The sequence below is a fragment of the Proteus sp. ZN5 genome (assembly GCF_011046025.1).
Lineage (GTDB): Bacteria > Pseudomonadota > Gammaproteobacteria > Enterobacterales > Enterobacteriaceae > Proteus.
Map to the genome: position 1 here is coordinate 38620 of NZ_CP047639.1, position 14073 is coordinate 52692.

The 14073-nt window shown below is 38.0% G+C and carries 14 protein-coding genes; 6 read left to right on the forward strand and 8 right to left on the reverse strand.

What is annotated here, in order from left to right; all coding sequences use genetic code 11:
- Window positions 1–57 precede the first annotated feature (57 nt).
- The 5 genes from ivbL to murQ all read right to left on the reverse strand — a co-directional run bounded on the left by ivbL (window position 58) and on the right by murQ (window position 4758).
- Window positions 58–156 carry an ilvB operon leader peptide IvbL gene (ivbL, locus tag GTK47_RS00180; protein ID WP_165121764.1) on the reverse strand — a complete coding sequence of 33 codons (99 nt, stop codon included), beginning with the start codon at window positions 154–156 and terminating at the stop codon, window positions 58–60.
- 619 nt (window positions 157–775) lie between these two features.
- Window positions 776–1564, reverse strand: a complete 789-nt coding sequence (locus GTK47_RS00195) for a sulfite exporter TauE/SafE family protein (protein ID WP_165121766.1) — start codon at window positions 1562–1564, stop codon at window positions 776–778.
- Window positions 1564–2415, reverse strand: a complete 852-nt coding sequence (locus GTK47_RS00200) for a MurR/RpiR family transcriptional regulator (RefSeq protein ID WP_165121767.1) — start codon at window positions 2413–2415, stop codon at window positions 1564–1566. Before GTK47_RS00200 ends, GTK47_RS00195 begins: the two co-directional genes overlap by 1 nt.
- A 24-nt stretch (window positions 2416–2439) precedes the next feature.
- Window positions 2440–3804, reverse strand: coding sequence for a PTS transporter subunit EIIC (locus GTK47_RS00205; RefSeq protein WP_165121768.1), 1365 nt, complete (start codon window positions 3802–3804; stop codon window positions 2440–2442).
- Between the two features lie 42 nt (window positions 3805–3846).
- On the reverse strand, window positions 3847–4758 hold the full coding sequence (murQ, locus tag GTK47_RS00210; protein WP_165121769.1) for an N-acetylmuramic acid 6-phosphate etherase: 912 nt from the start codon (window positions 4756–4758) through the stop codon (window positions 3847–3849).
- A gap of 272 nt (window positions 4759–5030) precedes the next feature.
- On the opposite strand from murQ, the gene rhaB reads away from it, so the two are divergent.
- The 5 genes from rhaB (at window position 5031) to rhaM (ending at window position 10107) form a co-directional block, all read left to right on the forward strand.
- Complete coding sequence (gene rhaB / locus GTK47_RS00215; RefSeq protein ID WP_109401930.1) at window positions 5031–6488, forward strand: rhamnulokinase; 1458 nt, start codon at window positions 5031–5033, stop codon at window positions 6486–6488.
- A 37-nt stretch (window positions 6489–6525) separates the two neighbouring features.
- A complete protein-coding gene (locus GTK47_RS00220) occupies window positions 6526–7776 on the forward strand; it encodes an L-rhamnose isomerase (protein ID WP_165121770.1) in 1251 nt (416 codons plus the stop codon).
- A gap of 10 nt (window positions 7777–7786) precedes the next feature.
- On the forward strand, window positions 7787–8608 hold the full coding sequence (rhaD, locus tag GTK47_RS00225; protein ID WP_165121771.1) for a rhamnulose-1-phosphate aldolase: 822 nt from the start codon (window positions 7787–7789) through the stop codon (window positions 8606–8608).
- A gap of 75 nt (window positions 8609–8683) precedes the next feature.
- A complete protein-coding gene (gene rhaT, locus GTK47_RS00230; RefSeq protein WP_165121772.1) occupies window positions 8684–9718 on the forward strand; it encodes an L-rhamnose/proton symporter RhaT in 1035 nt (344 codons plus the stop codon).
- 74 nt (window positions 9719–9792) lie between these two features.
- Window positions 9793–10107, forward strand: coding sequence for an L-rhamnose mutarotase (gene rhaM, locus GTK47_RS00235; RefSeq protein ID WP_109401933.1), 315 nt, complete (start codon window positions 9793–9795; stop codon window positions 10105–10107).
- A gap of 42 nt (window positions 10108–10149) precedes the next feature.
- Here the strand turns inward: rhaM and GTK47_RS00240 are convergent, their stop codons facing one another.
- The 3 genes from GTK47_RS00240 to rbsK all read right to left on the reverse strand — a co-directional run bounded on the left by GTK47_RS00240 (window position 10150) and on the right by rbsK (window position 13203).
- Window positions 10150–10998 (reverse strand): helix-turn-helix domain-containing protein, encoded by an 849-nt coding sequence (locus GTK47_RS00240; RefSeq protein ID WP_109401934.1) that lies wholly within the window; start codon window positions 10996–10998, stop codon window positions 10150–10152.
- Window positions 10999–11043: 45 nt separating this feature from the next.
- Window positions 11044–11850: an HTH-type transcriptional activator RhaS gene (gene rhaS / locus GTK47_RS00245; protein WP_109401935.1), complete on the reverse strand. Its 807-nt coding sequence runs from the start codon at window positions 11848–11850 to the stop codon at window positions 11044–11046.
- Between the two features lie 432 nt (window positions 11851–12282).
- A complete protein-coding gene (gene rbsK, locus GTK47_RS00250) occupies window positions 12283–13203 on the reverse strand; it encodes a ribokinase (protein WP_165121773.1) in 921 nt (306 codons plus the stop codon).
- Window positions 13204–13382: 179 nt separating this feature from the next.
- Between rbsK and deoC the strand changes: the two genes are divergently transcribed.
- A complete protein-coding gene (deoC, locus tag GTK47_RS00255; protein ID WP_075672244.1) occupies window positions 13383–14051 on the forward strand; it encodes a deoxyribose-phosphate aldolase in 669 nt (222 codons plus the stop codon).
- The last annotated feature ends 22 nt before the right edge of the window (window positions 14052–14073 follow it).

Consider the following 14073-nt stretch of genomic DNA (forward strand, 5'->3'; position numbering starts at 1 on the left):
AAACCCCGCCCGGTTAGTGCGCCGGCGGGGTTTCGAAACTGTGTTGATTCGGACCCGTTACGGCGCTTTGCCGACGACCACCACCACACGCACGACAACCACAGCCGCGAGGTGCGCTGTTAGTCGTAGGCTTTGTAGTAGAGTAGTGATGATCATGGGTTACCTATCAATTAATTTAATGATGTGTTTACGTGTTATCTATATTTAAAAAAACATAACTTCTACAAATTAACAACCTTTTTTTTCAGTTTATTTTTTATCACCACTAAAAACGAGAACTAGATCACTTCTAGTGAAAATCAAAAAACAACCCCGATTGCAGCATAAAAAACTAGATTAATTTCACATTACAGAATAACCAAAAATCTATTTAGTAACGTAAGCACACCTATTCAATTTTATAAAAAAGCAACTTGAACCAATAATGTGTTGCCGAAAGTACAAACATAAATATCACCATCGGCATAATAAATTTAAGCCATTTGTTATAGGAGATATCTAGCATTTGCAATGTCGCTAACACCAGCCCATATCCATAACGCCCCAAACCATGATAGGAAAAGCAGCAACAAATAAGCAAAGGATCACTTTACGACGCCACGAAAATTCTAATATCTCATTAGGATCGTAATTACTTAAAAAGCGCCGTTTAAAACTTTCGGTATTTTCATAGTTATAAGAGAAAGCCGGATCTTTTTTGATCTTCTTGCAATACCCATTTTGGCTATTATTTAAATTACGCGTTTATAGTTAACATTAACGATACATTTTAATACTAGAATAATTTAGCTAGCATCATCACAGCACTACAAATAATTAAGATCAAAGTCGCATATTGAAACACCTTGTCAGGCATTCTGATTAATAGCCACTTAGATAACGGAATAGAGATCAACGAGCCTAAAAATAGCAACAGTGCCAGATGAATATCCGTATGCCCATCTTGCATATAGGCTAGAGCAGAAGATCCTGATAACAATGTTGTGGTAAATATAGAAGTACCAATGGCTTGCTTAATCGAGAGGTTTGCATAGCGTAGCAATAATGGTAATACAACTACACCACCACCCACTCCTGTCGCTCCTAAAACAACACCTGCTGCAATTGCAGGAAGTAATAGTGCTTTTATATTTAAAGGAGCTAACGCTGTATTTTCAACGACAACCGGAGGTAATGAGAAAAACATTCTCTGTACAAAGAGAAATAGAGAGAAAACAATAGCACTGACAACAAGGGCATTAATTCCCCATTCAACTTGTTGCTGATACTGCTCTAGCGAACCTAAGTAATTAACCAAAACACTGGCTAAAAAGGTACTTGGTAGCATTATTCCTAATACAATCATCGCCCTTTTAAAGGGAATATTTCCAAGGCGAAAATGCATATAAGACGAAGTAACTTTCATCAACATGGATAATAAATTAGCCGTTGCTACTGCCATTAACGCATTCATGCCAAAGAAATAGGTCAGTACAGGTAAAACAATAACCCCGCCACCCACACCCGTCGTACTTATAATTAAACCAATAGCCGCACCCACCGCTAATGTGGTGATAAGTAACATTATTGATTTCCTTGCATAACAGCTTCCCGCCCTTTTAATAATGCTTTTTCTGCTGACTCACTGGCGAGTGTCATATATTTAAAAAACAGCACATCAAAGGCGACCATCTGTAAAACTTGTGGCGTGATCACCCCTAATTGAGAGTGCTGTTCGTCATAAAAATAAGGCAATGTATAATCAGATAATCGTGTTGCTTCATCTTGCCCAAAACGCGTTAATGCCACCGTTAAACAGCCTTCATCTTTGGCTGATTTCAGCATGCGATTAATATCCGCCGTATTTCCTCTAGCCGTGACAGCAATAGCAATATCATCAGCAGATAAATTAGCGGAATAAGCCAGTTGAGCATGAAGATCTGAACTAAATAACGTGTTTTTATTTACACGAATTAATTTATGAAAAATATCACTTGCCACAACCGATGATGCGCCAATACCAAACAATACAATACGTTTTGCTGATACCATTTTCTCAGCTAACACATCAATAGTATTGGGATCTAACAAAGCCAATGAATCCAAAATAGCGCTGGTAAACAGATGCCCGGTTTTGGAAATAATTAATTCTGTCGAGTCTGTTTTCGCAAGATTGCCATAAAGAATATCACCACTGCTTTTTTGTTGCTTTTCTTCTGAAAGGTAATCAATTTTAAATTCAGGATAACCGCGATACCCCATTTGACGAGAAAAACGGATAACAGAAGCACTACTTACACCTGCTTTAAGTGCCAAATCAGCGGCATTCATACTGGCAATATTTTCACTATTCTCTAATAAATAATGGGCAATACGTTGTTCTGTGCCTTTGCCTTGTATTAGCAAACTTTCAAGCTTTTTGGTCAGTGTCGACATTCTGTTATCCTTTTTATTTCTGACTTATTTCTCTGGCTCCGTAAATCCCATTAGCATACTGGCAATAAAACCGACAATCCATGCACCTAATACTGCGATCAGGAATTTAATAATTTGCCCATCACCAACTAACGGAATTAATGATAACCCAGCAGTACCAAATGGAATAATGATCCCAACTTGGAAATATGCCATTAATGCACCACCTGCAGCACCACCAATACACCCCGCAACAAACGGTTTTCCTAATGGAAGAGAAACACCAAATAATAAAGGCTCACCAACACCAAAAATACCAACAGGTAATGCACCCATTAATGTTTTCTTTAAACGTTGATTTTTAGTGCGTAAGTAAACCCAAAAACAAGAGCCTACTTGCCCCATTCCACCCATTGCTAAAATAGGGAACAAATAATTTAAACCAAAAGTATTTAAGATTTCGGTATGAATAGGAATTAACCCTTGGTGTAATCCAGTTAAGAGTAAAAATAAGAAACTCCCCCCTAACGCTGCACCCGTTACAACTGCACCACCACCTTGATTTAAAAGCGATAGTGAAACGCCCTGTGCTAATAACTGATTAAGATAATGACCAATTGGTTGGAATATCATAATCGCCACAAGTGAAGAGACTAAAATAGTCACAAACGGCGTTAAGATAAGATCGAGACTCTCTTTAACGATACTGCGAAACCATAATTCTAATTTTGAAGAGAACACGACCACCATTAATACTGCGAAGATCCCGCCACTGTTTGGCTGTAATTTCTCGCCAAATAAAGTGATATCAGCAAGCCCTGGCATGGCTAATAATCCCGCCATTACTGCACCAATCGAGGTTGATGCACCCAACTCTTTCGCTGTATTTATCCCAATCATAATAGAGAGATAGGCAAATACCGTACTACCAATTAATTTGAATAATTTAAATAGCTCTGGGAATTGCTCAACTAAGCCCGGTGCGACTAAACGGATAATATTAATTAGCCCCATAATCAAACCGCAGCCAATTAAAGCAGGAATTGTCGGAACAAAAATAGCTGCTAATGTATTTAGCATACGGCGAATGGAGAAGCCTTTTTTCACTGGTGTTGGCGCAAGCTCATCTTCACTACTTGCAGAGCTATTTTGCATACGCTTATTCATGATGGAATAAACTTTTGCCGCAGTTCCCATTCCTACAATTACTTGATGCTGTTCGCCATTAAACACAACACCTTTAACGCCTTCGACTTGTTTTAAAGCATCCGCATCAAATAGCGAGCTATCTTTTAAAATCAATCGAATACGGGTCATACAATGTGTTAGGGTTGCCACATTTTGAAACCCACCAGCGTGTTTTTCTATTTCTATTGCTAACGTATCGAGATGTTCTATTTTATTAGCCATATATGTGCCTGCTAAAGTTCAGAGTATTTACTCATATTGTTATTAGTTAAATAGGGCAAGTTGCTGTTGTAGCGAACGATAAGGATATTGCTGTGTAATTTGATCGACTTTCTCCACACTCAAGTGAAGTTCATACATTAAAATGGCTTTTCTAGGATGATAATTAACCATTTGTAATAGCGTTCTGGCTCTTTCATTTGAAATCCCACATACCTCGCTGACAATACCTTCAGCACGACGTTGTAATTTCTCATTACTCGCGATCACGTCCACCATCAGGTTTTTATGCACTTTTCCAAGTTTAGTCATTACGCTGGTGCTTAACATACCCAAAATCATTTTTTGGGCTGTGCCACTTTTCATTCTTGTGGAGCCTGTTAACACCTCTGCTCCCACATCTGGCGCAATAGATAAATCAGCCATTTCACTCATCATACTTTTGCCACGAGTGGTAATGGAGACTGTCAACGCTTTTAGCTTTTTACCATATTGCAAAGCCGCGACAGTAAAGGGGGTACGACCACTTGCAGCAATGCCAATGACGACATCTTTATCACTGACATGACGACGTTGAAGTTCTTCAATTGCCGCTTCTTGGCTATCCTCAATATTTTCAACCGCTTTTAGCATTGCATCATGACCGCCAGCAATAATCGCCTGAACTAATGTAGGAGATACACCAAAAGTAGGGGGACATTCCGCACTGTCTAATACCGCCAATCGGCCACTTGTTCCTGCGCCGACATAAAAAATACGCCCACCTTTTTGCAAACGTTCGGTAATTTTTTCTACTACTTTAGCAATAGCGGGTAATTCTTTTTTAACGGCATTTGCAACAGTCATATCTGCACTATTGATAAGCGTGACTAACTCTAAAGCGCTTAATTCAGAAAACTGTGCTGTTTCTTGATTGCTTTCATTTTTGAGACATTCGCTCAATGCATCTTCTTTCATCACAACAACCTTAATGAAACCAAATTTCAATCAAAGCTACATCTTATGAAATTACATTTCAATCATACTCATCATCACTTTGTGAAATCAGTCACATTATAAAACGGGTCATAAAGGATCGAGTTTGAACGCTTGTTGGTGAAATTGTGAATAGCATCACGTCGACTTTGGTTATTCTGCCAACTTTTCCGTTTATTGGCAGAATGTTTAACGCATCATGTTGGCCCACTTCTTAAGATAGTTTCAATTTCTATATCACAGGAATTTAGACTATGAGTATCCGATATACCGTTGCTATCGATCTTGGTGCTTCAAGTGGTCGCGTCATGTTAGCAAGCTTTGATAAAGCTCATCAGCAATTATCACTGACTGAAGTTCATCGCTTCACTAATCGTTTTATGATGAATGAAGGTCATACTTGCTGGGATCTAGACTTATTAGAGCAACATATTCGCACTGGCTTATCTTTAATAGAGCAGCAAAATATTGTCATAAGTAGCATCGGTATTGATACTTGGGGCGTTGATTATGTGCTGTTAAATGCACAAGGGGAGCGTGTTGGTCTAAGTTACTCTTATCGTGATAAACGCACTGAAAACGTGATGCAACAGGTGCAAAAAGATCTCAAAACTGAATGGATCTATCAACAAACTGGCATCCAATTTCTTCCTTTTAATACCCTCTATCAACTCAAAGCCATGCAACTTGAAGCACCATCATGGCGAGAGAATGTGGCGCATTTTGTGATGATCCCTGATTATCTGGCCTACCGTTTAACTGGCAAGCTTAATTGTGAATACACCAATGCCACCACATCACAATTAGTCGATATAAAAACGGGAGATTGGAATAAAGCACTGCTTGATTATCTGCAAATTCCTCATCATTGGTTTATGCCTATTAAACAACCCGGAAATACAATTGGTTATTGGCAAAACAGTAAAAATGAGGCAATTCCTGTTATCTCCGTTGCTAGCCATGATACGGCGAGCGCAGTGATTGCTACACCATTAAAAGATCAACAGTGCGCTTATTTAAGTTCAGGAACTTGGTCTTTAATGGGAATTGAACGATCCACACCTTGCGTTTCAACCCAATCTTTATATGCCAATATTACTAATGAAGGTGGTGCTGAAGGTCGTTATCGTGTTCTTAAAAATATTATGGGGCTGTGGCTATTTCAGTCCATTTGTAAAGAACACCACATTACTGATATTGCTGCATTAATTAATGATGTTGAACACATCACACCTTTTACTTATTTAATTAATCCTAATGATGAATGCTTTCTCAATCCAGATTCAATGAGTAAAGCGATTCAAGATTATTGCCAACAACAGGGAAAAATCGCGCCTAGCACACCAGCACAGTTGTCACGCTGTATTTTTGACAGTTTAGCACTGCTTTATCGCTATGTTTTCCTTGAATTACAAACACTTCATTGTACGCAATTAACACAATTACATATTGTTGGCGGAGGTAGCCAAAACGCCCTGCTTAACCAACTTTGTGCCAACACCTGTGGAATTCCCGTTATTACGGGTCCTATCGAAGCCTCAACGCTAGGTAATGTGGGCTTACAACTCATTGCACTAAATGAAATTGAAGATATCGATCATTTTCGCCATTTGATAAGCAACAGTACCACTCACACTACGTTTATGCCTAAAGCGCCACCAAGTGAAAATGTGTGGCAATCATTTTTACAACTTATTGAAACTAAACGCTAAAGATTTTTATACGCGATTTACGGATAAGGAAAGTGCTATGTCTTACATTAAAGAAAGTTATCAACTTGCCAAGCAACGTTTTTCACAAATCGGTGTTGATACAGAAAAAGCTATTCAAGCAATGGAAGCATTGCCTGTATCTATTCATTGCTGGCAAGGTGATGACGTTGCAGGATTTGAACCTTCAAACTCTGCATTAACTGGCGGCATTCAAGCAACGGGGAATTATCCGGGTAAAGCGCGTAATGCCACAGAATTGCGTGCGGATATGGAAAAGGCAATGAGCCTTATTCCTGGTACAAAAAGAGTTAATCTCCATGCTCTTTATTTAGAATCTGATACACCTGTTGAACGCAATGAAATCAAACCAATACATTTTGCCAATTGGGTTGAATGGGCAAAACAACAAAACATTGGGCTAGACTTTAATCCTTCCTTTTTCTCTCACCCTTTAAGCCTTGAAGCCACATTAACGCACGCGAATAAAGAGATCCGTGATTACTGGATTGGTCACGCCAAAGCATGTCGTCGCATATCTGCCTATTTCGGTGAATCACTGAATACTGCTTCGGTGATGAATATCTGGATCCCTGATGGCATGAAAGATACTCCTATCGATCGCTACGCCCCAAGACAACGTCTTGTTGAAGCGCTTGATGAAGCTATTAGTGAGAAATTTTCCACTAAGCATCATATTGATGCCGTTGAAAGTAAATTGTTTGGTATTGGTGCTGAGTCTTATACCGCAGGATCTAGTGAGTTTTACCTCGGCTACGCCATTACTCGTCAAACCGCACTTTGTTTAGATGCAGGGCATTTCCATCCAACAGAAGTTATTTCAGACAAAATTTCTGCGGTGATGCCTTACGTTGAACGCTTACTTCTCCATGTGAGTCGCCCCGTCCGTTGGGATAGTGACCACGTTATTTTACTTGATGATGAAACACAGGCGATTGCAAATGAAATCATCAGACATAACTTACAAAACCGTGTTCATATCGGTCTCGATTTCTTTGATGCTTCTATTAACCGTATCGCTGCTTGGGTTATTGGTACACGTAATATGAAAAAAGCCTTGTTACGTGCCTTACTTGAGCCAACCCCAATGTTACGCCAATTAGAAATTGATGGTGATTTCACGGCACGCCTTGCCTTATTGGAAGAGCAAAAAGCACTACCTTGGCAAGCTGTTTGGGACGAATACTGCGAGCGCCAAAATGTTCCTGTAGGCGATAAGTGGTTACAAGAAGTTCGTCATTACGAAAACAATGTTTTATCAAAGAGATAAGGTTAACCCCATGCAAAAAATTATCACATCTCATTTTGTACAAGGCATGATCAAAGCCACCAGTGATATGTGGCTCAAAGGCTGGGATGAACGTAATGGCGGGAATGTCAGCTTACGTTTAACACCAGAAGAAGTCCTACCTTATCAGGGAGACTTTTATTCAACACCACGCTATATCGAAGTCACAGAACCTGTTAAAGAATTAGCAAATCAATACTTTATCGTGACAGGATCAGGTAAGTTTTTTCGCAACGTTGCACTCGATCCCGAAGATACCTTGGGATTGGTAAAAATTGATGAAGAAGGTCAGGGTTACCACATTGTTTGGGGACTGGTTAATGGTGGTATTCCAACTTCTGAATTTGCAGCCCATTTTCAGTCACATATTACGCGACTAAAAGTCACTGAAGGACAAAATCGCGTCATTATGCATTGCCATGCGACAAACTTGATTGCACTTAGCTACGTGCTACCGCTCGATAGTGCCACCATTACACGCCAACTTTGGGAAATGAGTACAGAGTGTTTAGTGGTGTTCCCTGATGGTATTGGTGTTTTCCCTTGGATGGTACCAGGAACAGATGGCATTGGACTTGAAACAGCACGACAAATGGAAAGACACGGACTGGTTTTATGGCCATTCCACGGTATTTTTGGCTCAGGACCAACTCTTGATGATGCATTTGGCTTAATTGATACCGCTGAAAAATCAGCTGAAATTCTAGTCAAAGTACTCTCAATGGGCGGTAAAAAGCAGACTATTTCGACCGAAAATCTCATTGCGTTAGCTAAACGCTTTAATGTTTCTCCAATGCGCGAAGCGCTGAAATAACACCCGTTTCTTTGTGGCAAAGCCCTTCCTTTGTCACAAAGAAAAACACAATAATAATGGTATGAGGAAAAACTCATGGGTAGTGGAATTATATTAGGCATTTTCTGGCACTTTGTCGGTGCCGCCTCCGCTGCATGTTTTTACGCACCACTGAAAAAAGTCAAAAGATGGTCATGGGAAACCATGTGGTCTGTGGCTGGAATATTTTCTTGGATAATTTTACCTTGGACAATCAGCTACTTACTACTTCCTGATTTTTGGGCATATTACGCTTCTTTTGGTAGTGAGATCCTGTTACCTGTCTTTTTATTCGGTGCAATGTGGGGAGTGGGAAACATTGGTTATGGTCTGACAATGCGCTATTTGGGAATGTCGATGGGAATTGGGATTGCCATTGGGATAACCTTAATTGTCGGCACATTAATGACACCGATTATTCAAGGTAAATTTGGTGAACTCGTTGCTTCAACGGGAGGAAAACTAACTTTGGCCGGAGTGGCAATTGCCCTCATTGGCGTAGCGATAGTCTCTTATGCAGGGCTTTTAAAAGAGCGGGCAACGGGTGTTCGAGCTGAAGAGTTTGATCTGAAAAAAGGCTTATTATTAGCAGTAATGTGCGGTATTTTTTCTGCTGGCATGTCATTTGCGATGAGTGCAGCCGTTCCTATGCATGAAACTGCATCCCAATTAGGCGTTTCTTCTCTCTATGTGGCTTTGCCAAGCTATGTGGTAATTATGGGGGGTGGTGCATTAATTAATTTAGGCTACTGCTTTAGTCGCCTGATGTGCAAAAAAGATCTCTCTTTCAAACTTGATATTTCTGTCCCTAAAGCACTACTTATTAGCAATATCTTATTTGCCATCTTAGGTGGTGGTATGTGGTATTTCCAATTCTTCTTTTATGCATGGGGTCACGCCAATATTCCAACAGAATACGGCTTTATGAGCTGGATGCTACACATGAGCTTCTATGTCTTATGTGGTGGTATTGTCGGCTTAATATTAAAAGAGTGGAAAGATACTGGAAGAAAACCTGTACGTATTTTATCTCTGGGTTGTTTAGTGATCATTCTTGCTGCCAATATTGTGGGCTTAGGTATGGCCGCATAATAGATCATCAGGGCTAATGTGTATTAGCCCTGATATTTCCTGATAAAAATCTTATCTTAATTAAGAGGTTACCCATGATAAGAAAAGCCTTTGTTATGCAAGTTAATGCCAACGCTCATCAAGAATATCAACAACGACATAACCCGATTTGGCAAGAACTTGAAGCAACATTAAAATCTCATGGTGCTCATAATTACTCCATCTTCCTTGATAAAAAGAGAAACCTACTTTTTGGTTATGTACAAATTGAATCAGAAGCACAATGGAATGCGGTCGCTACGACAGAAATCTGTCAAAAATGGTGGAAATACATGTCTGATGTCATGCCATCAAATCCAGATAACAGCCCTGTAAGCGATGATTTACAAGAAGTGTTCTTTCTTAAATAACCGTCTATTTAGGGTGATATTTAATAATATCGCCCGTCTGGCTTATTTATTGCTATGAAAATTTTGTCGATAATCACTTGCCGTAATATTCATTTTCTTATGAAAAACAGATGAGAAATAATTACTGTCTTCATAACCACATTGCGCAGCAATATCACTAATTAATAAATCTGTTGTTCTTAATAATGTAGCCGCATGGCATAAGCGTAATTGCTGTAAATAGCCGGTAATTGTCATTCCCGTATTCGATTTAAATAATCGATATAAGGAACGAGAAGCGACCTGATGCTCCTGTGCAAATCCGTTTAAAGAAAATGGTGTTGATATACTTTGATTTAATCTTGTAATTAAAATATCAATTAAATGAACAGAACTTACAGGTGAATTATTGAGCTGATAGCGATAACGAGAAATCAGTAAGATAAACTGCAAGAAAAAAGCTTCACATAAGTGAATTGAAAGACTGTCAGGCTTACGACACTCTTTATCTATTTGTTCGATAATAGGAACAAATTGAGATAAACAAGATGGTGGTAATTTCCACTGACGCATCTCTTTTGCTTCTGTTACCAAAGGAAGGTATTGTGATATTTCTTGTTTAAATAACAGTTTTTCAGGTTTATACAAGATATTAACTAGTCTTAACTGATTAACGGCATAATAGCCGTGCCTATCATTGGCATTAATATAAAAAAAATCACCACAAGTTATAGGGTAATCATCCCCATTCCATGTATGAATGCCATTTCCCGAAAAAACCATGACTAATTCATTAAAATCATGATCATGAATAACAAAACTCTCTTGTGATTTTCTTTTTTCTATTGTGATAGTATTCTCATCACAAATAAAATAATTGTTACCTTTTAGGGATAAAATATTGTTATTCATTACCACTCCCAAATGCTAAAAAAAATATCATTGCTAGATAGCATTCTATGTGCAATAACGTAACGCTCTGGGTGTGACATTGTACTCATTTTTAAAACAGGTAGAAAAATAGGCGCTATCATTAAAACCACAATTCAATGCAATATCAGTAATACGCTCATCCGAGAAACGAATTTTATAATAAGCATCTGATAATCTTAGTTTCATTAAATAATTTTGAGGCGATAACCCCAAATGATTTTTTATGTGCCTATGTAGCGTTCGTAATGAAATATCGTACTTTTCAGCAAGTACTGCCCAATCAACAACCTCAAGATAATTCATATTTAACCAGCGTAATACTTGCATCATTTTTTGTTCGTTACTTCCATCCGTTATAGTATTATATTTTCCCTCTTGCAATGTTACTAATAATTGAAAAAATAAACTCTCTTCTTCAGCAATATCTTTTCCTGTCACCTTACTTAATTTATCAATTATTTTTTGTGACTTAATAAAATTAACTTTATTTAATAACCAATGTGAGCATTTGTCTTTATTATTTACAGGTAGAAACTGACTAATATTATTTAAATATGTAAACTCTGATATAGAGCGATATAACACATTGGTTAAATTTAAGCCTGAGACATTATCAAATAAATGATAATCCTCAGATTTAATATAACAGACTGTTCCTGGACATAACGTATGAGGTTGCCCATTTAAAACATGTAATCCAATTCCTTGGGTGACAATAAATATTTCACTGAAATCATGAGTATGTTCAGGAAATATAGGCTGAGGAACCCTAGGCTCTACCGCAATAGGTTGATTTGGTGCAGAAAAATAATCTTCACTGTATAGTTTCATTTGACACCCTTAAGCATAATTATTATTTACTTTCTCAAATAATTCTTTTATTAAGAAATATTCTTGAAAAATATGGTTGAAAAATAAAAATATAAAATAAAGTCACTTATAAGGTACAAAAACAATAATAATAGCTAATTCTAAGCAGTAAAAAGAAAACTCACCTTTAACATTCAGACAAGAAGCATTTATTTTTGGCAAAAAATTAAAGAAGAACCTCATAAATTAATAAATTTGTGAAGTCACAGGCAATTAATAGTGTATTAAAACGTATTTTCTCATTGCTTAATTTAACTGATAGTCCCCTATGTGACTGCTCCCCACCGTAAACTGAACTGCACCCCAAAAGTTGGACTCTTTTAGTCTGAATTAAAGGGTGCTTTTTTATGCTAAATCATCATAACTGGATAATATCCCAAATAGAATTATCCGTTATTTTTTATTTCCTAAAAACTGCCCAAATTCTTCAATGCTTGGATAAGAAGATTGCGTACCTTTTCCGGTAACGCTTAAGCCTGAAAACATAACGGCTTTATTTAAAGCTTCTTCAATATTATTGGTGTGAACATAATAATGAGAGAAACAACCAATAAAAGCATCACCCGCTCCGCTGGTATCTATAGCATCAACTTTGATGGCAGGAATGTACTTCTCAATTTGGCCATTCATCCATAATGCCCCTTTTTCACCTAATGTAACGATGACATTCTTAAAACCTTTTTGTAGTAAAGAACAGGCGGCTTCACGAATTTCACCCATTGTAGTGATTGGCATCCCCGTTAAAATTTCCAGCTCTGTTTCATTTGGAACAAAAAAGTCACAACGAGCAGCAATATCAAGATCTAATTCTTTTGAAGCGGGTGCTGGGTTAAATAACACAGGAATATGGTGTTTGTTACCGAACTCAATAGCGTGATAGACGGTTTCAAGCGGGATTTCTAATTGCAGTACAATTATTTTGCATTTTTTCAGACTATCGGTCGCTCTATCAATATCTTCTGGCGACAAATGCTGATTAGCACCTTTAACAATTAAAATGCTATTTGATGATTGAGAAGTCACAAAAATAGGTGCAACGCCACTTGTTGTACCCGGTACTTTTTCAACATAGCGTGTATTAATGCCATAAGATCCTAAATTCATGATGGTGTTATCCGCGAAAATATCATCGCCAACCTTTGTTAACATCATCACTTTTGAATTTAATTTAGCAGCAGCAACCGCTTGGTTAGCCCCTTTACCACCGCAACCAATCTTAAATGCCGGCGCCTCAAGGGTTTCTCCCTCTTTTGGCATCCTATCTATATAGGTGATCAAATCCACCATATTTGAACCAATCACTGCGATATCCATAGCGCCTCTTACTCTTATGTGAAATTTATAAATGTGAAAATAGTGACATTCTGATAGATATATAACAGTATCATGTTATTTAAGTATCATTTGTGATTGTTATCTCGTTAAAACAGCACTAATATGTTGCCAAACTAACATGAGTGATAAATAACAATCTTCTTATTAAGGAATATACTATGCGTCCATTAGCTAATTATATCGATCATACCCTTCTTGCAGCAGATACAACTGAAGCACAAATCAAGAAATTGTGTGCTGAAGCAGCTGAACATGGTTTCTTCTCTGTTTGTATTAACACTTCTTACATCCCTTTAGCAAGAACTTGCCTTAAAGGAAGTGATGTAAAAGTATGTTGTGTTATCGACTTCCCATTTGGTGCTGGTTTAACAGCAACAAAAGCATTTGAAGCAGCTGAAGCTATTCGTCAAGGTGCACAAGAAGTCGATATGGTTATCAATATCGGTATGTTAAAAAGCGGTCGTTTAGACTTCGTAAAACAAGATATTGAAGCAGTAAAAGCAGCTTGTGGTAATACAACTCTAAAAGTTATTTTAGAAACTTGCTTATTAACTGATGACGAAGTACGTTTAGTTTGTGAAATGTGTCGTGAGATCCGCGTTGATTTTGTGAAAACATCAACAGGATACAGTACAATGGGCGCAACCGAACATCATGTTGCTTTAATGCGCAAAACAGTGGGTGATGAAGTTGGCGTGAAAGCATCAGGTGGTGTTCGCGATCGTCAAACAGCATTAAACATGATCAAAGCAGGTGCAACACGTATCGGTGCTAGCGCAAGTGTCGCTATCGCAACAGATTCAGATGCACCTGAATCAAACTACTAATTATTTAGCGTATATTTTCTTG

What these genes read in the sequence shown, in the direction of transcription:
- ivbL (WP_165121764.1), bottom strand. Translation starts at nt 156, where the DNA reads ATGATCATCACTACTCTACTACAAAGCCTACGACTAACAGCGCACCTC.
- deoC (WP_075672244.1), top strand. Translation starts at nt 13,383, where the DNA reads ATGCGTCCATTAGCTAATTATATCGATCATACCCTTCTTGCAGCAGAT.
- GTK47_RS00220 (WP_165121770.1), top strand. Translation starts at nt 6,526, where the DNA reads ATGTCTTACATTAAAGAAAGTTATCAACTTGCCAAGCAACGTTTTTCA.
- rhaD (WP_165121771.1), top strand. Translation starts at nt 7,787, where the DNA reads ATGCAAAAAATTATCACATCTCATTTTGTACAAGGCATGATCAAAGCC.
- GTK47_RS00240 (WP_109401934.1), bottom strand. Translation starts at nt 10,998, where the DNA reads ATGAATAACAATATTTTATCCCTAAAAGGTAACAATTATTTTATTTGT.
- GTK47_RS00200 (WP_165121767.1), bottom strand. Translation starts at nt 2,415, where the DNA reads ATGTCGACACTGACCAAAAAGCTTGAAAGTTTGCTAATACAAGGCAAA.
- rhaT (WP_165121772.1), top strand. Translation starts at nt 8,684, where the DNA reads ATGGGTAGTGGAATTATATTAGGCATTTTCTGGCACTTTGTCGGTGCC.
- GTK47_RS00195 (WP_165121766.1), bottom strand. Translation starts at nt 1,564, where the DNA reads ATGTTACTTATCACCACATTAGCGGTGGGTGCGGCTATTGGTTTAATT.
- murQ (WP_165121769.1), bottom strand. Translation starts at nt 4,758, where the DNA reads ATGAAAGAAGATGCATTGAGCGAATGTCTCAAAAATGAAAGCAATCAA.
- GTK47_RS00205 (WP_165121768.1), bottom strand. Translation starts at nt 3,804, where the DNA reads ATGGCTAATAAAATAGAACATCTCGATACGTTAGCAATAGAAATAGAA.
- rhaB (WP_109401930.1), top strand. Translation starts at nt 5,031, where the DNA reads ATGAGTATCCGATATACCGTTGCTATCGATCTTGGTGCTTCAAGTGGT.
- rhaM (WP_109401933.1), top strand. Translation starts at nt 9,793, where the DNA reads ATGATAAGAAAAGCCTTTGTTATGCAAGTTAATGCCAACGCTCATCAA.
- rbsK (WP_165121773.1), bottom strand. Translation starts at nt 13,203, where the DNA reads ATGGATATCGCAGTGATTGGTTCAAATATGGTGGATTTGATCACCTAT.
- rhaS (WP_109401935.1), bottom strand. Translation starts at nt 11,850, where the DNA reads ATGAAACTATACAGTGAAGATTATTTTTCTGCACCAAATCAACCTATT.